The following is a 25,030-nucleotide window of genomic DNA, read 5'->3' as shown; positions in this document are numbered from 1 at the left end:
GATCCGGGCCGCGGTTTCCGCGGTTAACCAATGCCGGCGATGGCCGCACGGAGGGCGGTGACCGCCTCGGCCGCACCGGCCGGGTTCGTGCCACCACCCTGGGCCATGTCGGGCTTGCCGCCGCCCCGGCCGCCGATCTTCCCGGCGAACGACGGCACGAGCTTGCCCGCCGCGATGCCCTTGTCCTGCGCCGCCTTCGTCGTCGCGACGACGAAGCTCAGCTTCTCGCCGGCCGGGGAGAACAGCGCCACCACGCCGGGCCGCGCGCCGAGCCGGCCGCGGATGTCGGAGGCGAGCGCGCGCAGGCCGTTGCCGTCGACGTCCGGGACGACCTCGGCGACGACCGTGACGCCGCCGATCTCCTGCGCCTTGTCGACCAGCGAACCCGCCGAGCCCAGCACCTGCTGGGTCTTCAGCTGGGCGATCTCCTTCTCGGCGTTCTTCAGCCGGGTCAGGACGTCCTCGATGCGGCCGGGCAGCTGGTCCGACGGCACCTTGAAGGTGTTCGCCAGCTGCGAGACCAGCAGCTGCTCCTTGCGGACGTACTTCAGCGCGTCCGTGCCGACCAGCGCCTCGACGCGGTGCACGCCCGAGCCGATGGAGGCGTCGGAGACGAGCTTGACCAGGCCGAGCTGGCCGATCCGCTCGACGTGCGTGCCACCGCAGAGCTCGCGGGAGTAGTCGCCCATGTCGACCACGCGGACGTCGTTGCCGTACTTCTCGCCGAACAGCGCGACCGCGCCCAGCTCGAGCGCCTTGTCCTTGGTCGTGGTGTAGCTCTGCACCTCGACGTCGGTCTGGAGGTAGTCGTTGACCTCCTGCTCGACTTCGGTCAGCACGTCCGCCGACACCGAGCCCGGCGTGGTGAAGTCGAACCGCATGCGGCCGGGCGAGTTCAGCGAGCCCGCCTGCGCCGCGCGCTTGCCGTACGCGCCGCGGACGGCCGCGTGCACCAGGTGCGTCGCGGAGTGCGAACGCTCGATGGACAGGCGGCGGTGCGTGTCGACCGAGCCGGTGAGCTTGGTGTCCAGGCCGACCTCGCCGTCGGTGACCTCGACGCGGTGCACGAACAGGCCCGGCACGATCTTCTGGACGTCCAGGACCTTCAGCTCGACGCCGTCGCCGAGGAGCACGCCGGTGTCGGCGACCTGGCCACCGCTCTCGGCGTAGAACGGCGTGCGGTCGAGGACGAGCTCCGCCTTCCTGCCCGCGGCGACGCTGCGGACCGGCTGGCCGTCTTCGAGCAGCGCGACGACCTTCGCCTCGGCCTGCAGGTCGGTGTAGCCGAGGAACTCGGTTTCGCCGTGCTGCTCCAGGACCTTGCGGTACTCCGAAAGGTCGCCGTGGCCGGTCTTGCGGGCCGCCGCGTCCGCCTTCGCGCGGGTCCGCTGCTCGTTCATGAGCGTGCGGAAGCCCTCTTCGTCGACGCTCAGGCCCTGCTCGGACGCCATCTCGAGGGTCAGGTCGATCGGGAAGCCGTAGGTGTCGTGCAGCTGGAACGCCTTGTCGCCGGCCAGCACGTCGCCGCCGCCGCGCTTGGTCTCCTCGGCCGCCATGTCGAAGATGCGCGAGCCGCTCGTCAGGGTCGAGAGGAACGCCTCCTCCTCGATCCGGACGACCTCGTTGATGCGGTCGAAGCCGGAGACCAGCTCGGGGTAGGTCGGGCCCATCGTGTCGCGGACGACCTTGGCGAACTCCTGCAGCACCGGCTCCTGCACGCCCAGCAGGCGCGTGGACCGGACGATCCGGCGCAGCAGGCGGCGCAGCACGTAGCCGCGGCCGTCGTTGCCCGGGGTGACGCCGTCGCCGATCAGCATGACGCCGGTGCGGGCGTGGTCGGCGATGACGCGGAAGCGGACGTCGTCGGCGTGGTTCGAGCCGTAGCGGCGGCCGGAGAACTCTTCGGCGCGGCCGATGACCGGACGCACGAGGTCGGTCTCGTAGACGTTCTCGACGCCCTGCAGGATCGTCGCGACGCGCTCGACGCCCATGCCGGTGTCGATGTTCTTCTTCGGCAGCTCGCCGATCGGCTTGTGCCCCAGCTTCGGACTCAGGTCGCCGCGGACGTCCTGCATGAAGACGAGGTTCCAGATCTCGATGTAGCGATCCTCGTCGGCGACCGGGCCGCCCTCGCGGCCGTACGCCGGGCCGCGGTCGTAGTAGATCTCCGAGCACGGGCCGCCGGGACCGGGCACGCCCATGTCCCAGTAGTTGTCCTTGCCGTCGCGGGCCTGGATCCGCTCGCCGGGCAGGCCGGTGAGCTTGCGCCACAACCCGGCCGCTTCGGAGTCGTCGTTGTAGACCGTCGCCCAGATGCGCTCCGGGTCGAGGCCGAAGCCGCCTTCGGTCTGGGGCTTGGTGATCAGCTCCCAGGCCGCCTCGATGGCGCCTTCCTTGAAGTAGTCGCCGAAGGAGAAGTTGCCGGCCATCTGGAAGAACGTGTTGTGCCGGGTGGTCTTGCCGACCTCGTCGATGTCCAGCGTGCGCACGCACTTCTGCACGGAGGTCGCGCGCGGGTACGGCGGCGGCGCCTCACCGAGGAAGTACGGCTTGAACTGCACCATGCCGGCGTTGACGAACAGCAGGTTCGGGTCGTCGAGGATCAGCGGCGCGCTGGGCACGCGCGTGTGGCCCTTACTCTCGAAATGGCGCAGGAAACGGTCGGTGATTTCGTGTGTGTCCACGGTCAGTCCTTGGTACCGGTGGTGCAGAACGGGATCGGCGGCGACGGCGGAAGGGTTCCGGGCAGGTCCGGATCAGCCCTCCGCCCGGCGAGCTCGCCGGACCGGGCGCCGGGCCGCGGCGGCGTGCCGCCCCTCGGCGCGGGGCGTGGTCACGCCCGCCCGCTCCTCGACCATGTCGTGCAGCTCCTGTTCCCGCTCGTTCATGCCCGCACGCACCTCGGCGCCGAACGAACCCACGGCACCCGCCAGCTCGCGCACGGCGTCCCCCAGGTTCGATGCTAACCCGGCGGGAGTGGCCTGACGAGCGGTTTCGGCGGCCTTGCGGGAGAGCACGACGCCGGTGACCACGCCGACGCCGAGCCAGAACAGCCGCTTCATTTCCCGGCCTTCCTGGCGGCCTTCAAGGCGCTCTTCTTCTTGCGCGCCTTGATCGCCTTGCTGAGCCCGTAGGACAGCGCCGCGGTCTTGACCAGCGGGCCGCCCAGGGTGGCGGTGAACACCGACGCCAGCGCGGAAACGTTGCCCGTGACCGCCTGCGCGTTCGCGGTGATGCCGTCCACCCGCTCGAGCTGGGTGTTGACGTGCGTGATCGTTTCGTTCGCGCCGATCAGCAGCGGATCGGTGTTGCTGTTGGTGCGCTCGATCGCCTCGGTGGCCGCGTCCAGCGTCTTGCCGAGCTTGATCAGCGGGATCGCCAGCAGGACGACCAGCACCACGAATGCTCCTGCGGCGATCAACGCGGCGATCTGCCCTGCCGACACGGGCCCTCCTCGGTTCACGGGTTTCGGGTGCTGGTGAGGTTACCGCCTGGCCGGGTCCCCGACCGTGTCACCCCGCCGGGCCCGGAAAACTCCTCGCCCGGGCCTGTCCGGCCCGCCGAAACTGTCGGTGCCCGCCGGTAGAGTCGAGAACGGGGGGCGCCCCGGCGGCCTGGCCTGCTTTCGTGCCGCTCCTCGGCCACCACGCGACGCACCTGGGCGATCGGACCCGGCCGGCCGGTGCCCGCCGGGCCGGGCGGGACCGCTGCCGACCCGGCCCCCGTGCGGCCGCCGGATCGCGCGGCACGGCCGCCGGATCGCGCGGCACGGCCCCCGTGCGGCCGCCGGATCGCGCGGCACGGCCGGCCGACGTGCCGCGCCGGCACCGGGCCGACCGGTTCCCGGCGCCGGGCCCGCCGCCGTTCGCCCTCCTGCGCCGGGTCGAAAGAGGTCCTGCTCGGCGCCGCCACGGCCGTCGAACCGGTGCCCTCGCCGCCCATGCCGCTCCGCTCCCGTTTCCGGCACCGGATGGTGCCGACCGGCCGCGGCACCGAGGTCGCCGCCGACCCCACCACCGGCCTGGCCCTGGAGGCGGCGGTCCGTCGCTCGGCGGCGGACGTGGTCCGGCCGGCCGCGGGGCAGCGCGTGGTGCGGGCCCAGCAGGTCCCGGCGGGACTGTTCGCGCACTTCTCGCCGTTCGGCGCGGTGACGGCCGGCCGGGACACCGGCGACCCGGCCTTCGAGCGGCGGCACCTGGCCGAGCACGCCCGGCTGCCGGCCGCGGCGTGCCGGGCGCTGGGCGCGGCCGCGGTCGAAGTGCGCGTGACCGTGCTCGAGCCCCGGTTCGATGGCCTGCTCGACACGGTGCCGGTCCACCCCTTCCCGGAGCGCGAAGGCGGCCGGGGTGGGTACACGAGGGCCTCTGCTTCAAGGTGTAGGCGTCCTTCGTCGGCGAGCTCGCCGAAGTCGGCGACGACGGCTTCACGGAAGCTGCTGGGCAACGCGAAGGAACGCCTGCTGACCAGCGCCCTGGGCGTGGACCGGCTCGCGACGCTCCTCTAACGCTCCTTCAGCACCGCGCGGTACAGCGCCGCCATGTCCTCGTCGACGTGGCCGGCTTCCACCGCGGCCTCCAGGTGGGCCAGCACCGCCTTCGCGCCCGCCACGTCGACGTCGTCACCCGCCGCCTCCACCACCAGTCGGGCGTCCTTCGCCGCCAGGCTCGCGGGGAAGGCCGGCGGGTATTCGCCCGACAGCATCGCCGCGCCCTTCACGTGCGCGTAGCCGACGTCGAGGCCGCCGCCCTTGATCGTCTCCAGGAACAGGGCCGGGTCCAGGCCCAGGGCGCGGGCCAGGCCGAGGCTCTCGGCCGTGCCGTTGGTCAGCGCGAGCACCCAGGCGTTCAGCACCAGCTTCAGGCGGCTGCCGTTGCCGGCCGGGCCGAGCCATTGCGTCTTGATGGCGACCGCGTCGAACACCGGGGTGGCCTTGGGCCGGGCCTCCTCCGGGCCGGACGCCAGCACCTGCAGCTGCGCCTGCTCCGCGGGCTGCCGGGTACCGAGCACCGGCGCGTCCACGAACACCACGCCCGCCTGCTCCGCCAGCGCTGCGAGCCGGTCCGTCCAGTCGAGGCCGACCGTGCTCATCTGCAGCCACAACGTCCCCGAAGCGGGCGAAGCGGCTTCGAAGGCCTCGGCGACGGCCGGGCCGTCGGCGAGCATCGTCACCAGGGTGTCCGCGCCTTCGGCCGCCGACGCCGCCGAATCGGCGACCGTGGCAACGTCGGAGAGCGGCTCGGCCTTTTCCCGGGTCCGGTTCCAGACCCGGACGTCGAGGCCCGCCTTGGCGATGTTGGCCGCCATCGGGGCGCCCATGATCCCGGTTCCGAGAAACGCGACAGTCATGCCGCCATCGTGCCGAAGCCGGGCCGAGCCCGCGCGCTCAGTAGTCGCCCAGGAGGCAGAACGGGTGACCCGCCGGATCGGCGTAGACGCGCCAGCCCCGGCCGCCGAGGTCGGGATCGAGCAGCCGGCCGCCGTTGGCCAGGACCACCTCGTGCGACTCCCGGAAGTCGTCGACCTCGAAGTCGAGGTGGAACTGCTGCGGGAAGGCCGGGTCCGGCCAGCGCGGCGGCCGGTGGTCGATGGCTCGCTGGAAGCCCAGGACCAGCCCGTCCACGTGCAGGGTCGACCAGTCCTCGTCCACGCGCCACCGCGGGTCGGGGCGATCCACCTCGCCGCCGAGCAGGGCCTGGTAGAAGCGGGCGAGCACCAGCGGTTCCGGACAGTCCAAGACGATGCACTGCAGCGTCGCGGGCACGGGCACGCCTCCTGCGGGTTTCGGGTCACCTTCCAGGCGTGCAGCTTACGAAACCGGTTGAGCTCGACCGCCGGGGCCCGCGAAGGTGATCAGGGTCCGACGATCCGCCCGCTCGGCTCACCGGTCGCCGCGGATCGTCCGGCGCAGCTTGGGGACGCGGTCGGCGAGGGTCCGCTCGGCACCGCGCTCGGTGGGCTCGTAGTAGTCGCGGCCGACCAGTTCGTCCGGCGGGTACTGCTGCGCCAGCACGCCCTCCGGCACGTTGTGCGGGTACCGGTAGCCCTGGGCGTTGCCCAGTTTCTTCGCCCCCGCGTAGTGCCCGTCGCGCAGGTGCGGCGGCACCGTGCCGGCCAGCCCCGCGCGGACGTCCGCCAGCGCGGCGTCGATGCCCTTGATCACCGAGTTCGACTTCGGCGCCGTCGCCAGGTGCACGGTGGCCTGCGCCAGCGCCAACCGGCCCTCCGGCATGCCGATGAACTGGACCGCGTGCGCGGCCGCGATGGCGGACTGCAGCGCCGTCGGGTCGGCCATCCCGATGTCCTCGCTGGCGTGCACGACCAGGCGTCGCGCGAGGAACCGCGGGTCCTCCCCCGCTTCGATCATCCGGGCCAGGTAGTGCAGCGCGGCGTCCACATCGGACCCGCGGATCGACTTGATGAACGCGCTGATCACGTCGTAGTGCTGGTCGCCGTCGCGGTCGTAGCGCACCGCCGCCTTGTCCACTGTGGACTCGACGATGGCCAGGTCGATCGTCTTCGCCTCGGTGGCCGACGCCGCGTCCGCCGCCGCTTCCAGGGCGGTGAGGGCGCGGCGGGCGTCGCCGCCCGCGAGCCGGACGAGGTGGGCGCGCGCGTCCTCGGTCAGTGTCAGCTCGCCGCCGAGGCCGCGCTCGTCGGCGAGCGCGCGCTCGATCAGCTCCGTGATGTCCGCGTCGGTCAGCGGGCGCAGCTGCAGCACCAGCGACCGCGACAGCAGCGGCGACACGACGGAGAAGGACGGGTTCTCGGTCGTCGCCGCGACCAGCAGCACCGTGCGGTCCTCGACCGCGCCGAGCAGCGCGTCCTGCTGGGTCTTGGAGAACCGGTGCACCTCGTCGATGAACAGCACGGTGTTCTCGGCGTTGTACTGGCGCCGCCGGCGCGCCTCCTCGATCACGCCGCGGACTTCCTTGACGCCGGCCGAGAGCGCGGACATCGCGACGAACCGGCGGCCGGTCGCGCTCGAGACGAGGTTGGCCAGCGTCGTCTTGCCCGTGCCGGGCGGGCCGTAGAGCAGCACCGACGCCGGCGCGGCGCCCTCCACCAGCCGCCGCAGCGGGGCGCCTTCGCGCAGCAGGTGCTGCTGACCGACGACCTCGTCGAGCGACCGCGGCCGCATCCGGACCGCCAGCGGCGAGCTCGCCGGGTCCGCGTGCGGTTCCGCGCCCGCGCTCGACGTCGTGCGCTCCGGCGGAGGCGCGATGTCGGCGTTCACGGTGAAGAGCTCGTCCTGTGCCACATCGATGACGTTAACCGACCCCACCGACAGAACCGCTTGCCCCGGTCCCTGGATCGGCGCTACCGTCGTTCTGACCGGTTGACCGAAAGTGCGATTTGCGTCAACCGGTCAAATGCTCAACGAAAACCACAGGTGGAGACGCATGAGCCATCCCAACCGCGAGCGTGCCGACCGGATCCTGGACGCGGCGGGCGAGCTGCTGCTGCGCATGGGCTACCGCAAGGTGGCGGTCGACGACATCGCGCGGGCGGTCGGCATCGGCAAGGGCACCGTCTACCTGCATTGGCGCAACAAGGAGCTGCTGTTCCAGGCGCTGCTGATGCGGGAGTCGGCCGACCTGACCGACGAGCTGCTGGCCACGATCAAGGCCGACCCGGCGATGATCCTGCCCCACCGGATGATCCCGGGCTCGTTCCTGATCACCCACCGCCGCCCGCTGGTGATGGCGATGCTGCGCGGCAATGCGGAGATGTTCGGCTCGCTGGGCGATGTCGCCCTGAAGAAGCAGCAGGACCAGCTGGGCGTGCGGTTCGAGGAGGTGATGCTCCGGCACGGGCTGATCCGCGCGGACGTCCCCCACCTGAGCTACGCGCTCCACGCCGCGACGCTCGGCTTCTACCTGGGCGACACGCTTTCGGACGAGTTCGAGGGCATCCCCCTGCAGGAGAAGGCGAACGTCCTCGCCCACCTGATCCGCACCGCGTTCGAACCGCCCGGGGAGCCCGATCCGGCCGCGGTCGCGGCGGTGGCGGCGGAATTGAGTTCGGCGCTCGAGGAGCTCGTCTCGGGCTATCGCAACGGGATCTACGCACACGATCCCGCCAAGGCACCCGGCTGATCCCGGGGCCACACGGGGAAAGGGGCGGAAATGACCACCACACTCGCCGACACCTGGGGGCTGCACGAGGCCCAGTTCTGGCTGCGGGGGAAGCAACCGGAGAAGCGCGTCGAGTTCGCCGCGGAGCTGGGGATGTGGAACGTCTACGGGCACCCGGAGATCGAAGGAATCCTCCGCGACCCGGCGACCTTCTCGTCCGACACCACCCGGCTGATCCCGAAGGAGATGCTGCAGGACCCCGACTACGACATGTCGACGGGCAGCATCCTGCAGCTGGACCCGCCGCTGCACAACAAGATGCGCAAGCTCGTCAGCCGCGCGTTCACCCCCAAGGTGGTGGCGGACCTCGAGCCGAGGATCGCCGCGATCACCCACGAGCTGCTGGACGCGATCCCGGCCGGCGACCGGCTGGAGCTGGTCGAGCACCTGGCCTACCCGCTGCCGGTGATCGTGATCGCCGAGCTGCTGGGCGTCCCGGCGAGCGACCGGACCCTGTTCAAGGGCTGGGTGGACAAGATGTTCGAGTCCGCCAACCAGATTTCGCTGGTGAAGAGGGACGAGAAGCAGGACGCGGCGATCCGCGCGTCCCAGGAAGGCCAGAAAGCGCTCGCCGACTACCTCGGCGTGCACGTCGACGAGCGGCGCAAGCAACCGCGGGAAGACCTGCTGACGAAGCTGGTCGAGGCCGAGCTGGACGGTGAACAGCTGTCCCGCTCCGACGTCGTCAACTTCGCGAACATCCTGCTGCTGGCCGGCCACATCACCACCACGATGCTGCTCGGCAACGCGGTGCTGTGCCTGGACACGCACCGGGAGTGGGACGAGCGGGTGCGCGCGGACCGCTCGCTCGTGCCGCCGATGATCGAAGAGTCGCTGCGGTACCTGACGCCGTTCGCCGCGGTGGCCCGCGTGACCATGCGGGAGGCCGAGGTCGGCGGCGTCACCGTGCCGGCCGACCAGATGCTGCTCTGCTGGGTGGCGGCGGCCAACCGCGACGAGCGGGTGTTCCGCGACCCGGACACGTTCGACCCGCTGCGCGCGGAGAACCCGCACCTCGCCTTCGGCCGCGGGATCCACTTCTGCATCGGCGCGCCGCTGGCGCGGCTGGAAGGCCGGGTGGCGCTGGACATCCTGCTCGACCGCTACCCGAAGCTGCGCTCGATCCCGGGTGAGCCGCCGAAGTTCCAGGTCAACCCCAACATGACCGGAGTGCGCGAACTGCCGCTCACGACGAAGTAGGCCGGTTGCGCCCTGGGCGAAATCGCTCGCCCGGGGCGCTCGGCTTGCCCGATGGTGGACCGGTGAACGTGGCGGTGCTGGCGGACATCCACGGGGTCCTCCCGGCGTTGGAGGCGGTCCTGGCGGAGCCGGACGTCCGGGCGGCGGAGAAGATCGTGCTGCTCGGCGACCTGCTCGCCGGGCCGATGCCCGTCGAAACCCTCGAGCGGCTCCAGGCGCTCGGCGACCGCGCGGTGTGGGTGCGCGGCAACGCCGACCGCGAGCTGGCCGAATCCGCGCGCACCGGCGGCTCGTTCGTCCCGGACCCGATCTTCCCGTGGGCGGCGAAGCAGCTGCGGCCGGCCGACCTCCCGGTGCTCGACGCGCTGCCCCTGACGGTGACCGTGGACGGCGTGCTGTTCTGCCACGCGACCCCGCGCGACGACACCGAGATCGTGCTCGTCGACTCGCCTCCGGAGCGCTGGGCGGAGGTGCTGGACGGCGTCTCCGCGTCGACGGTGGTCTGCGGGCACACGCACATGCCGTTCGTGCGGCTCGCGGACCGGCGGCTGGTGGTGAACCCCGGCAGCGTCGGCATGCCGTACGGGGCAAGGGGTGCGCACTGGGCCCTGCTCGGCGACGGCGTCGAGCTGCGGCGCACGGAGTACGACGTCGAGGCGGCGTGCCGGTTCCTTGCGGAGCACTGCGCGTACCCGGACATCGAGGAGTGGGCGGACTTCTTCGTCCGCAACCCGGCTTCGGACGTGGAAGCGCTGCGGGTGTTCAGCGGGCGCGGAACGAGTTCCACATGATGACGGCGGCGTAGGGCAGGAATTCGCGGCCGCGGCGCCAGAGCCACGGGATTCCCTTGAGCACGAGCCACCCCACGTGTCCGGTGGTGCTCGGCTCGACACCGCCGCCGCAGGTGAGGCTCACCGGTTCCGGAACCGCGAACCCGGCGTCGGTGAGCAGCCCGGTGAAGCCGTTCGCGAGCATGCGGTGACCCAGTTCGGAGGGGTGCAGCCGGTCGACGCTCCAGGAGGCCAGGTCGTAGGCCCCGGGCAGCCGGCCGAGATCGAGACAGGCCACACCTTCACGGCCGACGACGTCGTCGATGGCGGCGTTGAGTTCGGCGACACGGGCGCTGAGAGCGCGTTTCAGCGACGGCGGGAGGCGGAAGACCTTGCTGTGGTCGTGGAAGCGCACGGGCAGCACGGTGGTCCCGGCCTCGCGGAGGTGCCGGATCACCTCGGTGAGATCGGCGGCGATCCGAGCGGCGTCGAAGTCCGGGCGCAGGGTGTCGTTCATCCCGGCGACGAGCAGCGCAACATCGGCCCGGTGAGCAACGGCGGCGGGCACCTGTTCGGTGAGCACACACCGCATCCGCGCCCCGGCGAACGAGGGATTGAGATAGCCGTTGTCATCAACCCCGAGAGCGGCGGCGACCAGCGGACCGACACCGCGCCAGCCAGCACGCCGAGGAAGCGGATCGCCAAGCCCAACGGCGGTGGAATCGCCGAGGACGACAAGCCGCCGGGCCCGCTTGAGCGGCGCAACGGCGGCCAGCGGCGGCCGGGACGGTTCGGGCAGGGGGGTGACATCGACGCTCATCACGGTCACGCTCACGACCATCGGCCACCCAGGCTCACACCCGGTGAGGACGAGGTAACGCGCCCACGACACCGGGCCTAATTCTTGACGCGCACCTCACAGAGGCCGGAAATGTCCTGTCCGGCGAGGTGGAAGCGGCAGCCAAGGTGCACGGCACGACGCGGTTGCGCGGCGCGGCTTGCGCGGCGCGGCTTGCGCGGCGCGGCTTGCGCGGCGCGGCAGCGGACATGGCGGAGTGGCGAGGCGAGAGGAGTGGCGCTCAGCGCCAGTTCACTCCACTACAACGGTCAACGCCACAACCCCTCCGGCCACACCCCCCTGCCGACCCGATACGCAGCCGCCTCAGCGGCCGCCAGGCCGTGTCAAGGCACGCTTTCCCGCCTTGACACGGCCTGGCGGCCGTTGAACAATCCGGCGTTCGGGCCGGCGGGAAAACCCCGGCAGAGCCACCCGGCAGAGCCACCCCCGGCACGGCCCGCCCTCCCTGGGGGCTGCCCCCGCTTCCAGCGTAACGGCCACCCCGGACAAAAAACCCGCCTGAACCCACAAACCGGCCCACCCATCAACACCCCGGCCAACTTGTGGACAAACCCCCCACACTCACCGGAACGCAGGATAAAACGCCAGATCAGCATGCGGCCCCAGCCGAGCCGCAAGCGCCGCAGCCACCCGAGCGGCAAACTCCGAAACCGCCCCCATCCGGACATACCCGGCATGCTTCGCCAAATCCCGCCACCAGGTCACGAACGCGGCCTCCCGGCTGACCGGCGCGGCGTGCCGGGAAAGGTTCAACGCCCCCAGCTCCTCCCCCGTGATCAGCCAAACCCGCAGCAGCTCACTGCACGTCAAATGCGCCGCAAGAACCTCGTCATCGGCAAAAGCCGGCCACACCCCGACCACCTCCGCCCGCCAGGCAGCGATCATCGCCTCGCTCATCCCCGCCGGCAGGGCGAGCGCGTCCGGCCAGCTCGCGAACGGCAGCCTCAGATGAGCCGCGTCGTCGAGGGCCGAGCGAACCCGGCCGTTCTCGAAGTCGAGGAACCGCACCCCCTGGCCGGTCACCAGGTTGTTGTCCGGGCTCAGCTCGACCGGGCTGAACGCCCGGAACCCCGCCGCGCGGGATTGCTCGACCGCCGCCTCCACCTGCGCGAGCACCTCGTCCGGCACCGGGATGCCCAAGCGCTCCTGAATCAGCGAAGGGACCCGCGAACACAACGCGTCGACGCCGTCGGTGTCGCCCTTCGCCGGGCCGCCGAGCCGCCGCAGCAGCGCGTTGAAGTCCGCTTCGCGGCCGGCCGTGCTCGCGTGGAGGCGTCCCAGCGACCGGGCCCAGGACAGCAGCGCGCGCTCGGCCGCGCGGGAGTCGCGGGCGTAGAGCTCGTCCTCCAGCGTCGGCGTGCGGCCGAGGTCCTCGAGCACGAGCACGCGGTCGCGGCCGTCGTGGGCCACCAGCTCCGGGCACATCCGCTCGTCCGGGGCCAGCGCCGTGAACAGCTGGTAGCTGACCGCCTCCTGGGCGAACGGGTCGGCGCCGGACTCCGGCCGGTCCGGGTAGTGCTTGATGACGAGCGTGCGGGGCAGCGCGAACGACGACACCACCCGCGCCCGGACCACCGTGGCCGGCCCGCTCCCCGCCAGGTCCTCGGGCGAGACCAGCGTGATCGCGCTGCCGAACCGGCGTGAGAGAACGGACTCGCCCGCCGCGACCGCCGCGGCGATGGCGAGCTGCTCGGCTCCTGCCCCGACTCCAGCATCGCCGGCGGAGGAGGTGTCGACTGTCATTGTCACCGACCCTACTCGTGACTGAGCAACCATGACTACTGACATCCGGACAAAAAGGGGCATCCCGTCCGGAGACGGGTCACCCGCGTGAAAGCGGACGCGTTTCCACCGGTGAACGTTGCCCATTCCGGCGCACGATCAACACAATGGCCGCTGCTGCAACGATTCCGAGAAGGTTGACCAGCAGCTGCCCGACGGACTGGAGGCACCGGCTCCACTCCCCCGCCACGGCCGCGACGACCGCGTAGCCCGCGGCCGGCACCGTGGTCACCGAGATGAACACGCCCACCAGCGCGGCCGACTTCGCCGACGTCATGGCGAGCATCCCCGCGGCACCGGCGAGCATCGCCACCACCAGCGACGGAGCCCCGACGGAGAACACGAAGTCGACCTCGTTGTGCTGCTGCAGCTCGAACGCCTTCTCGCCGAAAACGTCGGTCGCCCGCACCAGCAGGACGCCGCCCAGCGTGACCACCATGGCCAGGGGAAACCCGATGCCGAGCGCGGCCACGGCCTGCCGGATCAGCTGCCGGTGCCGCAGCACCAGGCCGACGGCGAGCGCCGCCAGCGGCCCGAACTCCGGCCCGACGACCATCGCGCCGACGATCGTCACCGAGGAGTCGGTGAGCACGCCGACGCCGGCGAGCAGGCACGCGATGGTGAGAAACGCCAGGAACGTCACGTTCAGCCGCGACTCCTCACCCGTGCGGCCGAGCAGCTCCTGCCAGACGACGGCGTCGGCCGCCTCACCCGGCGCCGCCTCCTCCGCCGCGTCGGCGGCGTCGGACAGCGCGGTGTCGAGCGCTTCGAGCGTGATGCCGCCGGTGTGGTCGAGGTCGAGCACGCACAGCGCGTCGACGATCTCGTCCGCCGCTTCGCGCGCGATGTCGGCCTCGACCAGGTCACCCGCCGGCTCCACGGCGGCACCGCGGTGCACGATGAGGTGCGCGGTGCCGGCGTGGGCCCGCAGGATCTCGAGCGCCTCGGCGGTCTTGTCCGACGGGCACACGGCCCTGAGGTGCAGCACTAGTTCGGCGGGGCGGCGGCCGGCTTCGCGTCGATCCCGGCTTCCTTGCGCTGCTGCGCGGTGATCGGTGCGGGCGCGGCGGTCAGCGGGTCGTACCCGCCGCCGGTCTTCGGGAACGCGATGACGTCCCGCAGCGAGTCGGCCTTGGCCAGCAGCATGACGATGCGGTCCCAGCCGAACGCGATACCGCCGTGCGGCGGGGGGCCGAAGGCGAAGGCGTCGAGCAGGAAGCCGAACTTCTCCTGCGCCTCCTCCTCGCCGAGGCCCATCAGGCTGAAGACGCGCTTCTGGACGTCGCCGCGGTGGATACGGATCGAGCCGCCGCCGATCTCGTTGCCGTTGCAGACGATGTCGTAGGCGTAGGCCAGCGCGTTGCCCGGGTCCTGCTCGAACTTGTCGATCCACTCCGGGGTCGGCGAGGTGAACGCGTGGTGCACGGCGGTCCACTTGCCGGAGCCGACGGCGACGTCGTCGCCGATGTCCTCGACCGGCGCGAACAGCGGCGCGTCGACGACCCACACGAACGACCAGGCGTTTTCGTCGATCAGGCCGAGCCGCTTGCCGATCTCGTCGCGCGCGGCGCCGAGCAGCGGCTGCGTCGAAGCGGCCTTGCCCGCGGAGAAGAAGATGCAGTCGCCCGGCTTCGCGCCCGCCGCGGCGGCGACGTTCTCGCGCTCGGTCTCGGACAGGTTCTTGGCGACCGGGCCGCCGAGCGTGCCGTCCTCGTTGACGAGGATGTACGCGAGGCCGCGCGCGCCGCGCTGCTTCGCCCATTCCTGCCAGGCGTCGAGCTGGCGGCGCGGCTGGCTCGCCCCGCCGGCCATGACGACCGCACCGACGTAGGGCGCCTGGAACACGCGGAACGGCGTGTCGGCGAAGAACTCCGTCATGTCGGTGATCTCGAGGTCGAAGCGCAGGTCCGGCTTGTCCGAGCCGTACTTGGCCATCGCCTCGTGGTAGGTGATGCGCGGGATGGGCCGCGGGATCTCGTGCCCGATCAGCTTCCACAGCGCCGAGACGATGTCCTCGCCCAGCGCGATGACGTCGTCCTGCTCGACGAAGCTCATCTCGATGTCGAGCTGGGTGAACTCCGGCTGCCGGTCGGCGCGGAAGTCTTCGTCGCGGTAGCAGCGGGCGATCTGGTAGTACCGCTCCATGCCGCCGACCATGAGCAGCTGCTTGAACAGCTGCGGCGACTGCGGCAGCGCGTACCAGGAGCCGGGCTTGAGACGGGCGGGCACCAGGAAGTCGCGCGCGCCTTCGGGCGTCGAGCGGGTCATCGTCGGGGTCTCGATCTCGACGAAGTCCTGGGCGTGCAGCACCTCGCGCGCGGCGCGGCTGACCTCGCTGCGCAGCCGCATGGCCGCGGCCGGGCCGCTGCGGCGCAGGTCGAGGTAGCGGTGCTTGAGACGGATCTCCTCGCCGACGTCGACGCGGTCGTCGATCGGGAACGGCAGCGGCGCGGACTCGGACAGCACCTCGAGCTCGGTCGCGAGGACCTCGATCTCGCCGGTGGGGATCTCGGCGTTGGCGTTGCCCTCGGGCCGCTCGGCGACCTCACCGACGATCTTCACGCAGAACTCCGAGCGCAGCGCGTGCGCGCGCTCGGCCATCTCGCCTTCGCGGAAGACGACCTGGGCGACGCCGCTGGCATCGCGGAGGTCGATGAAGATGACGCCGCCGTGATCGCGCCGCCGGGCCACCCATCCGGTGAGGGTGACGGTCTGTCCGGCCTGTCCGGCACCCAGGGTGCCGGCGTTGTGAGTGCGGAGCACTGCGACTGCTCTCCTTCGACATGGGTGGTTCTCGCCGCTTGAAGGCTAACGAACCACCCACCCTACGACGTCGGCAGGCTCGCCCGGCGCGGTGGTCAGAGGACGTACTTGGGCCGGGTCTCCAGTGCCGCGACCAGGCGGTGGGCCTGGGTCAGGTAGGCGGCCACCCGGTAGATGCGCCCGCCGGGGTGCGCCACCAGCCAGCTCGCCGCCGCGGACGCGGAGGCGAAGAACGGCTGCCCAGCGCAGGCCATCGCGTCGGCCCCGTCGAGCCCGAACCCGAGGTCGACCGCCGCGACCACCGCCGAGGGCGGGTCGGCCAGCAGGATCGCGTTCGACACCAGTTCGATGCGGATGCGCGTGCCGGTGACCGGGCAGATCGCCGTCGCGTGGACGCGCTCGCCGGTCGCGATGGCCAGCAGGAACATGTCGACCGTGCCGTCCGGGCCCGCGCCGAGGGTGCCTTCGGCGGGCTCGATGCGGTGGTGGGCGCCGCGGGGGGCCGGGCCGGTCGACACCAGGTCGCGGTGCAGGGTGAACCCGATCAGCTCGACCAGCCGCCGGGCCTCGATCGGGGTGACGCCGACGGTGGCGGCCAGCCGGTCGACGCCGACCGGGTGCCGGCCGGCCCGGGTCAGCTTCAGGGCGGCCCAGGCGAGCCGGGCGGCTGCGACACGATCGGTCTGCGAAGTCGTCATCGTCCGGCTCCTTTCGGGATCGATCCCTTCGACGTTAGGCGCCGGTGAGGCGGGACGACAACGACACGATCGGACATTTTGCCGCAAACCGAAGACACCGGGCCACAATCGCCCCGAACGGCCCAGTACGTCACCCGCCGGGTCCACAAGGGACTTTCAGAGCAGGCGCAGCTGCTCCGCGGGAGCGGCCTCGGCCGCCGGCAGCTCGGGACCGCGCGCGTCGAGACCGGGCTTGCGGTCCAGGCCGTGCCGCCGCAACAGCGGGCCGACCCGCTCCGCGAGCCCCTCCCGGTAGGCCTTCCGCACGTAACTGCCCCGCGCGTACAGCTCCCGGTACCGCGGGACGAGCTCCGGGTGCGAGCCCGCCAGCCAGCGGCCGAACCACTCCCGCGCCCCGGGCCGCAGGTGCAGCGCGAACGCCGTGACGCTCGTCGCACCGACGTCGGCCAGCTGGGCGAAGAGCTCGTCCAGCGCCTCCTCGGAGTCGGTCAGCCACGGGAGCACCGGCGCCACCAGCACCGAGCACGGCAGCCCGGCCTCGCGGGCCTTGCGGACCAGCTCCAGCCGCGCCCGCGGGCTCGGGGTGCCGGGTTCGAGGCGGTGCTGCAGCTCTTCGTCGAGCAGCGCGATCGACACCGCGAGCCCCACCGGCACGTCCCGGGCGACGTCCCGCAGCAGCGGCAGGTCCCGGGCCAGCACCGTGCCCTTGGTCAGCACCGACAGCGGCGTGCCGGACCGCGCCAGCGCCGTGATGATGCCCGGCATCAGCCGGTAGCGGCCCTCGGCGCGCTGGTAGGGGTCGGTGTTGGTGCCCATCGCGACGTGCTCCCGCCGCCACGACGGCTTCTTCAGCTGCGCCGCCAGCACCTGCGGGGCGTTGACCTTGACGACGACCTGCGTGTCGAAGTCGCGGCCGGCGTCGAAGTCGAGGTAGGTGTGGGTGTTCCGGGCGAAGCAGTTGTGCGACACCATGCCGTCGGCCACGAAGTCGCCGGTGCCGGTGGTGATGTCGAACAGCGGCAGCTGCAGGCCGAGCGGTTCGATCGCCTCCACGCGGCGCCGGCTCGAGCCGATCGCCGCGCCTTCGAGCGACCGCTTCCACGGCACGGCGGGGTTGCTCACGTGGAAGAACCGCAGCACCTCGCCGACCCCGCCGAGCAGCCGGATCTCCTGGCGCGTCGGGAACTTCGGCACCTCGTCGAGCTGGTGGGCGAAGCCGAAGCGGGCGAGCGCGGCGGTGAAGGCGTCGGCGATCTCGGGCTCGTCGTGCGCGACCGCGAGGACGCCCCGGCCGTAATCGCCCGCGAGGTCGAAGACGCCGGCGAGGAACCCGCGCTGCCAGTGGGCGTCCGGATCCGGCGGTACCTTGAGAAAACCGACCGACGCCCCGAAGTCCGGCAGGTATTCCAGCGCCCGCGCGGCGGCGTCCGGCTCCGCGGCGAACCCGCCGGAGCGCAGCATCCCGCACAGGTAGCCGGCCCGGTAGCCGAGCGTCTCGTCCGGCGTCGGCGCGAACCGGCCGACGCCGATCAGCTCGGTGCCGGGCTCCAGGTGCGGCCGCTGGGCGGCGCCGAACTTGCTGCCGGTGACGTGTTTCCACCCCTTGCTCGTGAGGAACCGGTGATCGCCGCCGGCGACGAGCCGGGTGCCGTCTTCGAGGGTCACGCGGTAGGCGGCGCGCAGCGTGGTCCAGTGCGCCTCGACCCGGGTCGGCACCAGCCGCCGGGACGCGCCGTGGCCGCGGGTGCCGTAGATCTCGTCGCCGACCGTCAAGTCGGACAACGCCTTCGTGCGGCCGTCGGCCATCAGGATCCGGGTGCCGCCTTCGAGGCAGTAGGTGCAGGCGTGCGAGCAGCCGCGGTAGGGGTTGACGGTCCAGCCGAAGGGCACCCCGGAGCCGGCGGGCACCTTGTTCAGCACCGACCGCGCGTGCACCTCGTGAAAGGTGACGCCGTCGAATTCCGGTGACCGCACCGAGCGCACCAGGCCCTCGAGCCCGGGCAGTGCCGGTTCACCTTCCCCTGTCCGCTGCCGATCCCATCGCACGGCGTCAGTCGAACATATGTTCTATACGGGTGTCAAACCGGTTCGGGACCAGCGGATCACGTGGTGCCGGTGGTGCTCGTGGGACCGGTGGGCCGTTCGCGGAGCCGAGCACGGGGTCGTTTCGGGCACTGGGCCGATCGGCTGACGTTCCGGCCGCCCGCTCAACCGGCCACGGCCCGCCGGCGTGGTCGCCGTGCCCTTGTCCGCACCGCCGGAAGGCAGGACCGATGAACCTCCGGACCGCGAAGTACCCGCTCGCCGCCTGCCTGGGGCTGGCGCTCACCACCAGCGTCCTCGCTGCTCCCCCGGCCGTGGCGGATCCCGGCTCCCACATCTGCGGCACCCACGTGGACTATCCCCGCGGCCTTCCGACCGTCTACTACGGCAACTGCTCCATCTACGACCATCTGGTGAAGGCCGACACCAAGCAGTCGAGGGACTTCTACGTCTGCGCGCACGGCAAGAGCGACACCTACATCGGGCCGACGAGCGCCATCCGGACGGCCACCTTCGTCCGGGCCGGCGACTGCTGACCGGCCGGTCGCCGCGACGCCTGTGGCGCAGGGTGGAGCTACTCCGATCCCCGCGCCCAGGTCAGGTGACGCCGTAGGCCGGGCTCAGGAGAAGCGCTCCAAGGCCCGGATCTTGTTGGTCGCGTCCAGCGCCGCCACCTTGTACGCCTCCGACAGCGTCGGGTAGTTGAACACCGCGTCCACCAGGTAGTCGACCGTGCCGCCGCAGCCCATCACCGCCTGTCCGATGTGGACCAGATCCGTCGCGCCCGTGCCGAACACGTGGACGCCCAGCAGCTTGCGGTCCGTCGTGGACACCAGCAGCTTCAGCATCCCGTAGCTGTCGCCGGTGATCTGGCCGCGCGCCAGCTCGCGGTACCGCGCGATGCCGACCTCGTACGGCACCGACGACGACGTCAGCTGGGCCTCGGTCGCGCCCACGTAGGAGATCTCGGGGATCGTGTAGATGCCGATCGGCTGCAGCGCGCCGAGCTCGTGCGCCGGCTCGCCGAACGCGTGGTACGCCGCGAGCCGGCCCTGGTCCATCGACGTCGCCGCCAGTGCCGGGAAGCCGATCACGTCGCCGACCGCGTAGATGTGCGGTACCGGGGTGCGGTAGTTCTCGTCGACCACCAGCCGGCCGCGCTCGTCCGCGGCCAGGCCCGCCGCCTCCAGGTTGAGCTCGCCGGTCATGCCCTGGCGGCCGGCGGAGTACATGACGCCGTCGGCCGGGATGCGCTTGCCGCTGACCAGCGTCGTGATGGTCGCGTGGTCGGACACCGCCACGTCCGCGACCTTCTCGCCGAAGCGGAACGTGACGCCGAGGTCGCGCAGCTGGAACTTGAGCGACTCGACGATCTCCGGGTCGCAGAAGTCGAGCATGTGCTCGCGCTGCTCGACCACGGTGACCCGCGAGCCGAGTGCGGCGAACATCGACGCGTATTCGATCCCGATCACCCCGGCGCCCACCACCACGAGCGACGACGGGATCTGCTCGAGCCGCAGGATCTCGTCGGAGTCGAGCACCCGGGCGGCGTCGAAGTCGACCTGCTTCGGCCGCGCGGGCCGGGTGCCGGTGGCGATCACGACGTGGTCGGCCGACAGCGTCCGCCGGTCGCCGCGGTGCCGGCCGTCGACCAGCACGGTGTGCGGGTCGAAGAAGGAGGCGGTGCCGTCGACCAGGTCGATGTGGTTGCGCATCAGCTGCGCGCGCACGACCTGGACCTCGCGCCCGACGACGTGCTGGGTGCGGGCGAGCAGGTCGGCGATGGTGATGTCGTGCTTGACGCGGTAGCTCGCGCCGTAGAGCTCGCGCTGGTTCATGCCGGTCAGGTAGAGCACGGCTTCGCGCAGGGTCTTGGACGGGATCGTGCCGGTGTTGACGCACACCCCGCCGACCATGTCGTGCCGGTCGATGACCGCCACCTTCTTGCCGAGCTTCGCCGCGGCGATCGCGGCCTTCTGCCCGCCGGGGCCCGAACCGATGACGATGAGGTCGTACTCGTGCTCGCTCACGACGTCGAGCCTGCGCACCCCGCGGTCCGGGCGCAACCCCCGGCCGGTGAAGATCCGCGCACGGACCCGCCGAGGGGCTAGCGTGTCCGGGTGCTGCGCGTCGCACTGCTGGGCGAGCAGGTGATCGCCGACGACGAGTCCGGCGCCGTGCTGACGCGGTCGCCGCGGTCGGTCGCGCTCGTGGCCCACCTCGTCCTGCACGCCGGCCGCGCGCAGCCCCGGCGCCTGCTCGCCGGGCTGTTCTGGCCGGATTCCACCGACGCGCAGGCGCTGACCAACCTCCGCCGCGAACTGCACCAGCTGCGCCGCGTGCTGGGCGACCCGCCGCCGCTGACCGTCACCGGGCAGGACCTGTGCTGGCGGGACTCGCCGTCGAGCCGCGTGGACGTCCGGGAGTTCGCCGTCGCCCACCGGGCCGCGCTGGCCGCCGGGGACCCCGGTGAAGCCGTCGGCCACGCCCGGGCCGCGCTGGCGGCCTACCGCGGCGACCTGCTGCCCGGCCTGGCCGACGACTGGGTCCTGGCCGCCCGCGCCGAACTCGAACGCCAGTGCGTCGAACTGTGCGACCTGATCGGCCGGACACCGTCGGACGACCCCGCCACCGCGCTCGCCGCGGCCCGCCGCCGGATCGCGCTGCGTCCCCTCGAAGAGACCGGCTACCGGACGCTGATGGGGCTGCAGGCCGAGGCCGGGGACCGGGCGGGCGCGGTGAGCACCTACCACCGGTGTGCGTCGGTGCTCGAGCGCGAGCTCGGCGTCGTCCCGGCCGAGCCGACGCGCGCGGCGCTGCGGCGGCTGCTGGCCCGGCCGGACCCCGAGCCCCGGCGGCCGGCCGCACCCGGGCTCGTCGGCCGCGCCACGGAGCTGGCCCGCCTCGGCGAGCTCTGGCGGACGGCCGCGGCGGGCCGCGCCGGGCTCGTCCTCGTGCGCGGCGACGCCGGGGTCGGCAAGACCCGGCTGGTCAGCGAGCTCGCCGCCTCGGCGCGCGCCGAGGGCGCGGTCGTGGCCGCCGGCCGGTGCTTCGGCACGCCGGGACGGCTCCCGCTGGCGCCGGTGGCCGACTGGCTGCGCAACCCGGCCGTGCAGAAGGCGGCGGCGTCGCTGGACCCGGTGTGGCGCGCCGAAGTCGACCGGCTGCTGCCGGCCGCCCGGACGGCCGGCGGCGGGCACGTGGCCGTCGAAGCCTGGCAGCGCCTGCGGTTCTTCGAGGGACTGGCCCGGGCGCTCACCGCCGGCGGGCGGCCCGTCCTGCTGGTGCTCGACAACGCGCAGTGGTGCGACCAGGAGACGGGCGCGTTCCTCACCTTCGGCCTCGGCCTGCTGCCGGACGCGCCGCTGCTGGTCGCCGCGACCCTGCGCGACGGCGATTCCGGTCCGGCCGGCGCGGCCTGGACGGCCCAGCTGCGCGACGACGGCAGGCTGACCGAGCTGCCGCTGCGCCCGTTCGACGCCGACGGCACGGCCCGCCTCGGCGAAGCGGTCGCCGGGCGTCCACTGTCCACTTCGGACCGCGACCTGCTGCACGCGGCCACCGGCGGCTATCCGCTCTACGTCGTCGAAGCCTTGCGGGCGCACGATTCCCCGCCCGCCGAGGGGCTGGCCGCCGTGCTGCGGACGCGGCTGGAGCAACCGGGCCCGGCCGCCCGCGAGATCGCCGGGCTCGCCGCCGCGGCCGGCCGGGACGTCACCCTCGAGCTGCTCACCGAGGCGAGCGACCTGGACGCGGACACCGTCGTCGACGCCGTCGACGAGCTGTGGCGCCGCCGGCTGGTGCGCGAGTCCGGCGGCAGCTACGACTTCACCCACGACCTGCTGCGCGAGACCGCCTACCAGCAGGTCAGCCCGCCGCGGCGGTGGCTGCTGCACCGGCGGCTGGCCCAGGGCCTGGAGCTGCTGCACGCCGGGGACACCGACGCCGTGGCGGCGCAGTTGGCCGAGCAGTACGCCCGCGGCGGCCGCCCGGACCGCGCCGTCGCCCACTACCGGCGGGCGGCCGCCGTCGCGGCGAGCACGTTCGCCCACGCCGAAGCGATCCGGCTGCTGCGGGAAGCCCTGGCCCTCGTCCGCGCCCGCCCGGCGAGCGGCAACCGCGACCGGGACGAGCTGGCCGTCCTCGAAGCGCTCGCCGGTCCCCTCAACGCACACCAGGGCTACTCGTCCCCCGAGCTGCAGCACACCCTCGAGCGTTCGCTCGCGCTCGCCGAATCGCTGGGCGACGAGGAGGCCGCGCTCACCGCGCTGCTGGAGCTGTGGTCGTCACGGTTCGTCCAGGGCCGGACCGTCCAGGCCCACGAGGCGGCCGAACGCGCCCTCGCGCTCCTGACGCCGGGCACGAGCGCCGCGCAGGGCGGGTCGGCGCACTTCATCGTCGCGGGTTCGTCGCTGAGCCTCGGGCACGACCCGGCCGAGGCGCTGCGGCACTTCGACCTGGGCGCCGAACGCACGCGCGGCGCGTCGTCGTGGCCGATCGGCACCCGCCCGGACGTCCACGGACCGGCCTGGGCGGCCCACGCCCACTGGCTGCTCGGGCACGAGGACGCGGCCGTGGCGTGCGGCGCCGGGGCGATCGCCCTCGCCCGCCGGATCGACCACCCGTACAGCCTGGCCATCGCGCTGGCGTACGCCGGGATCACCCACCAGATGCGCCGTGACCGCCGGGCGCTCGGGACGGCGGTGGCCGAGCTGACGGCGCTGTGCGACCGGTACGGCTTCGCGTACTACCGCGAGTGGGCGCTGGTCCTGGGCGGCTGGGTCCGCGGCGGCGTGGCCGGGCTGGCCGCGGCGCAGGAGGGCGTCGCGAACCTCAAGGCGGAGGGGGCGTTCGCCCGGATGCCGTACTGGCTGTCGCTGGTCGCCGAGCTGTCGGCCCCGGAGGCGGCCCGCGCGACACTGGACGCCGCGCTGGCGGCCGGCGAGGCCCGCGACGACCGCTGGTGGCTGCCGGAGGTCCTGCGGCTGCGCGCGGCACACGACGCCGACCCGGTCCCCCGCCTGCGGGCGGCCGCGGACCTGGCCCGCGCCCAGGGCAGCACCGCCCTGCGGCGGCGCGCGGAGGCGGACCTGGGTGCGGTGTCCGCGTCCTGACCGGCGCGAACGGACCGAACGCTGCGCGAACGCCGGCTGCCTACGTTCCCTCGAGTACCGCAAATCCGAGAGGGAACTCACCATGACCACCACCGCCTTGCCGCACGAGGAACTGGCCGCCACGCTGCGCGGCGACCTCGTCACCCCGGCCGACCCCGGCTACGACGGAGCTCGCGCCGTCTACAACGCCATGATCGACAAACGCCCCGCGGCGATCGCGTACTGCCGCGACGCCGCCGACGTCGTCGCCTGCGTCCGCTACGGCCGCGCCCAGGGCTTGGACCTCGCGGTGCGCGGCGGCGGCCACAACGCGGGCGGCCTCGGCGTCGCTGACGGCGCCCTGGTGATCGACCTGTCGCGGCTGCGCAGCACGACCGTGGACCCCGTGCACCACACGGTCCGCGCCGACGCCGGCTGCACCTGGGGCGACGTCGACCACGCCACGGTCGCGTTCGGCATGGCGACCCCCTCGGGCATCGTGGCGTCCACCGGAGTCGCGGGCCTGACCCTCGGCGGCGGCATCGGCTACCTGGCCCGCCGCTTCGGCCTGACGGTGGATAACCTGCTCGGCGCGGACGTCGTCCTGGCCGACGGCACGTTCGTGCACGCATCGGAGTCCGAGCACCCCGACCTGTTCTGGGCGTTGCGCGGCGGCGGCGGCAACTTCGGCGTCGTCACCTCGTTCACGTTCCGCTGCCACGACATCGGCGAGCACGGCGTGATCATCGGCGGCCCGGTGCTGTACGACCTGGCCGACACCCCGGACGTGCTGCGCTGGTACCGCGAGCTGCTGCCGTCGCTGCCCGAAGAGCTGAACGGCTGGTTCGGCCTGCTGACGGTGCCGCCCGCACCACCGTTCCCGGAGCAGCTGTGGGGCCGCAAGGCGTGCGGAATCGTCTGGTGCTACACGGGATCGCACGACAAGGCGGAGGAAGTGCTGGAACCGGTCCGCTCGTTCGGCACCCCCCTGCTGGTCGGCTTGCAGAGCATGCCGTACACGGCGTTGCAGGGAGCATTCGACGCGCTGTACCCGGCCGGCTTGCAATGGTACTGGCGAGCGGACGTGTTCCACGAGATCTCGGACGAGGCGATCGAAATCCACCTCAAGCACGGCGAGCAACTCCCGACAATGCATTCCTCGATGCACCTGTACCCGATCGACGGCGCGGCAAGCCGCATCGCCCCGGACGCAACGGCATTCCCCCACCGATCGGGCGGCTGGTCGGGCGTGATCGTGGGAGTGGATCCCGACCCGGAGAAGGCGGAAGCCATCGCCCAGTGGACACGCAACTACTGGGAGGAGCTCCACCCGACATCAGCGGGCGGAGCGTACGTGAACTTCATGATGGAGGAGGGCCAGGACCGCGTGAAAGCGTCTTACCGAGGCAATTACGACCGCCTGGCAGCGGTGAAGCGAAGGTACGACCCGGAGAACGCGTTCCACATCAACCAGAACATCCGCCCAGCGTAAGAACCGGAAACCCCACGGCGGCACGGCCGGCAGCACGCAAAAGCCGACCCCAACGGCACCCAGGCCCCCCGCAACCCCGATCCGAAGCCAGAACACGGCCGGCGGCATCGTGTCAAGGCACGCTTTCCCGCCTTGCTCGATGTTCGACCTGGCGCACGGCTACGCCCGCGAGGGCATGACCGCCTACGTCGACCT

20 protein-coding genes are annotated in these 25,030 nt (G+C 72.3%); 7 read left to right on the top strand and 13 right to left on the bottom strand.

Annotated features, from left to right (window positions below; translation table 11 throughout):
• Positions 1 to 23 precede the first annotated feature (23 nt).
• From alaS to AB0M30_RS41390, 3 genes are all read right to left on the bottom strand, one after another.
• Positions 24 to 2,684: an alanine--tRNA ligase gene (gene alaS / locus AB0M30_RS41400; RefSeq protein WP_364596272.1), complete on the bottom strand. Its 2,661-nt coding sequence runs from the start codon at positions 2,682 to 2,684 to the stop codon at positions 24 to 26.
• Positions 2,685 to 2,756: 72 nt separating this feature from the next.
• A complete protein-coding gene (locus AB0M30_RS41395) occupies positions 2,757 to 3,062 on the bottom strand; it encodes a hypothetical protein (protein ID WP_103339535.1) in 306 nt (101 codons plus the stop codon).
• Entirely contained in the window at positions 3,059 to 3,445 is a 387-nt protein-coding gene (locus AB0M30_RS41390) for a DUF948 domain-containing protein (protein ID WP_013224580.1), read from the bottom strand. Before AB0M30_RS41390 ends, AB0M30_RS41395 begins: the two co-directional genes overlap by 4 nt.
• Positions 3,446 to 3,940: 495 nt before the next feature.
• On the opposite strand from AB0M30_RS41390, the gene AB0M30_RS41385 reads away from it, so the two are divergent.
• Positions 3,941 to 4,504 carry a hypothetical protein gene (locus AB0M30_RS41385; RefSeq protein ID WP_364596269.1) on the top strand — a complete coding sequence of 188 codons (564 nt, stop codon included), beginning with the start codon at positions 3,941 to 3,943 and terminating at the stop codon, positions 4,502 to 4,504.
• Here the strand turns inward: AB0M30_RS41385 and AB0M30_RS41380 are convergent.
• The 3 genes from AB0M30_RS41380 to AB0M30_RS41370 all read right to left on the bottom strand — a co-directional run bounded on the left by AB0M30_RS41380 (position 4,501) and on the right by AB0M30_RS41370 (position 7,258).
• Positions 4,501 to 5,346 (bottom strand): NAD(P)-dependent oxidoreductase, encoded by an 846-nt coding sequence (locus tag AB0M30_RS41380; protein ID WP_364596266.1) that lies wholly within the window; start codon positions 5,344 to 5,346, stop codon positions 4,501 to 4,503. The genes AB0M30_RS41385 and AB0M30_RS41380 overlap by 4 nt on opposite strands.
• Before the next feature lie 37 nt (positions 5,347 to 5,383).
• On the bottom strand, positions 5,384 to 5,761 hold the full coding sequence (locus tag AB0M30_RS41375) for a VOC family protein (protein WP_364596263.1): 378 nt from the start codon (positions 5,759 to 5,761) through the stop codon (positions 5,384 to 5,386).
• Between the two features lie 117 nt (positions 5,762 to 5,878).
• Positions 5,879 to 7,258: a replication-associated recombination protein A gene (locus AB0M30_RS41370; protein ID WP_364596260.1), complete on the bottom strand. Its 1,380-nt coding sequence runs from the start codon at positions 7,256 to 7,258 to the stop codon at positions 5,879 to 5,881.
• A gap of 142 nt (positions 7,259 to 7,400) precedes the next feature.
• Here AB0M30_RS41370 and AB0M30_RS41365 point away from each other — a divergent pair, with 142 nt between their 5' ends.
• The 3 genes from AB0M30_RS41365 to AB0M30_RS41355 all read left to right on the top strand — a co-directional run bounded on the left by AB0M30_RS41365 (position 7,401) and on the right by AB0M30_RS41355 (position 10,126).
• Positions 7,401 to 8,096, top strand: coding sequence for a TetR/AcrR family transcriptional regulator (locus AB0M30_RS41365; RefSeq protein WP_364596257.1), 696 nt, complete (start codon positions 7,401 to 7,403; stop codon positions 8,094 to 8,096).
• A 30-nt stretch (positions 8,097 to 8,126) separates the two neighbouring features.
• Entirely contained in the window at positions 8,127 to 9,335 is a 1,209-nt protein-coding gene (locus tag AB0M30_RS41360; protein ID WP_364596254.1) for a cytochrome P450, read from the top strand.
• A 62-nt stretch (positions 9,336 to 9,397) separates the two neighbouring features.
• Complete coding sequence (locus AB0M30_RS41355; protein ID WP_364596251.1) at positions 9,398 to 10,126, top strand: metallophosphoesterase family protein; 729 nt, start codon at positions 9,398 to 9,400, stop codon at positions 10,124 to 10,126.
• Here the strand turns inward: AB0M30_RS41355 and AB0M30_RS41350 are convergent.
• The 6 genes from AB0M30_RS41350 to AB0M30_RS41325 form a co-directional block, all read right to left on the bottom strand.
• Entirely contained in the window at positions 10,098 to 10,946 is an 849-nt protein-coding gene (locus AB0M30_RS41350) for an SGNH/GDSL hydrolase family protein (RefSeq protein WP_364596248.1), read from the bottom strand. The two genes, AB0M30_RS41355 and AB0M30_RS41350, sit on opposite strands and share 29 nt — an antisense overlap.
• A gap of 579 nt (positions 10,947 to 11,525) precedes the next feature.
• Positions 11,526 to 12,707, bottom strand: a complete 1,182-nt coding sequence (locus AB0M30_RS41345; RefSeq protein ID WP_364596245.1) for a phosphotransferase — start codon at positions 12,705 to 12,707, stop codon at positions 11,526 to 11,528.
• Positions 12,708 to 12,786: 79 nt separating this feature from the next.
• On the bottom strand, positions 12,787 to 13,734 hold the full coding sequence (locus tag AB0M30_RS41340; RefSeq protein WP_364596243.1) for a DUF389 domain-containing protein: 948 nt from the start codon (positions 13,732 to 13,734) through the stop codon (positions 12,787 to 12,789).
• On the bottom strand, positions 13,734 to 15,509 hold the full coding sequence (aspS, locus tag AB0M30_RS41335) for an aspartate--tRNA ligase (RefSeq protein WP_364596240.1): 1,776 nt from the start codon (positions 15,507 to 15,509) through the stop codon (positions 13,734 to 13,736). Before aspS ends, AB0M30_RS41340 begins: the two co-directional genes overlap by 1 nt.
• A gap of 95 nt (positions 15,510 to 15,604) precedes the next feature.
• Complete coding sequence (merB, locus tag AB0M30_RS41330) at positions 15,605 to 16,207, bottom strand: organomercurial lyase (RefSeq protein WP_364596237.1); 603 nt, start codon at positions 16,205 to 16,207, stop codon at positions 15,605 to 15,607.
• Between the two features lie 156 nt (positions 16,208 to 16,363).
• Positions 16,364 to 18,253 carry an intein-containing Rv2578c family radical SAM protein gene (locus AB0M30_RS41325; RefSeq protein WP_364596234.1) on the bottom strand — a complete coding sequence of 630 codons (1,890 nt, stop codon included), beginning with the start codon at positions 18,251 to 18,253 and terminating at the stop codon, positions 16,364 to 16,366.
• A 227-nt stretch (positions 18,254 to 18,480) separates the two neighbouring features.
• On the opposite strand from AB0M30_RS41325, the gene AB0M30_RS41320 reads away from it, so the two are divergent.
• The gene (locus AB0M30_RS41320) at positions 18,481 to 18,786 is read left to right on the top strand and encodes a hypothetical protein (RefSeq protein WP_364596231.1); all 306 of its coding nucleotides are present in this window, start codon (positions 18,481 to 18,483) and stop codon (positions 18,784 to 18,786) included.
• 84 nt (positions 18,787 to 18,870) lie between these two features.
• On the opposite strand, the gene sthA is transcribed toward AB0M30_RS41320, so the two are convergent.
• Positions 18,871 to 20,280, bottom strand: coding sequence for a Si-specific NAD(P)(+) transhydrogenase (sthA, locus tag AB0M30_RS41315; RefSeq protein ID WP_364596228.1), 1,410 nt, complete (start codon positions 20,278 to 20,280; stop codon positions 18,871 to 18,873).
• Between the two features lie 90 nt (positions 20,281 to 20,370).
• Between sthA and AB0M30_RS41310 the strand changes: the two genes are divergently transcribed.
• The gene (locus AB0M30_RS41310) at positions 20,371 to 23,364 is read left to right on the top strand and encodes an AAA family ATPase (RefSeq protein ID WP_364596225.1); all 2,994 of its coding nucleotides are present in this window, start codon (positions 20,371 to 20,373) and stop codon (positions 23,362 to 23,364) included.
• Between the two features lie 82 nt (positions 23,365 to 23,446).
• Positions 23,447 to 24,835 carry an FAD-binding oxidoreductase gene (locus tag AB0M30_RS41305; protein ID WP_364596222.1) on the top strand — a complete coding sequence of 463 codons (1,389 nt, stop codon included), beginning with the start codon at positions 23,447 to 23,449 and terminating at the stop codon, positions 24,833 to 24,835.
• The last annotated feature ends 195 nt before the right edge of the window (positions 24,836 to 25,030 follow it).

This window comes from Amycolatopsis sp. NPDC051716, from assembly GCF_040681595.1.
In the GTDB taxonomy this organism is placed as follows: Bacteria; Actinomycetota; Actinomycetes; order Mycobacteriales; family Pseudonocardiaceae; genus Amycolatopsis.
Note: the sequence above shows the minus strand (reverse complement) of the source record. Positions and strands in the feature narration are given on the sequence as shown.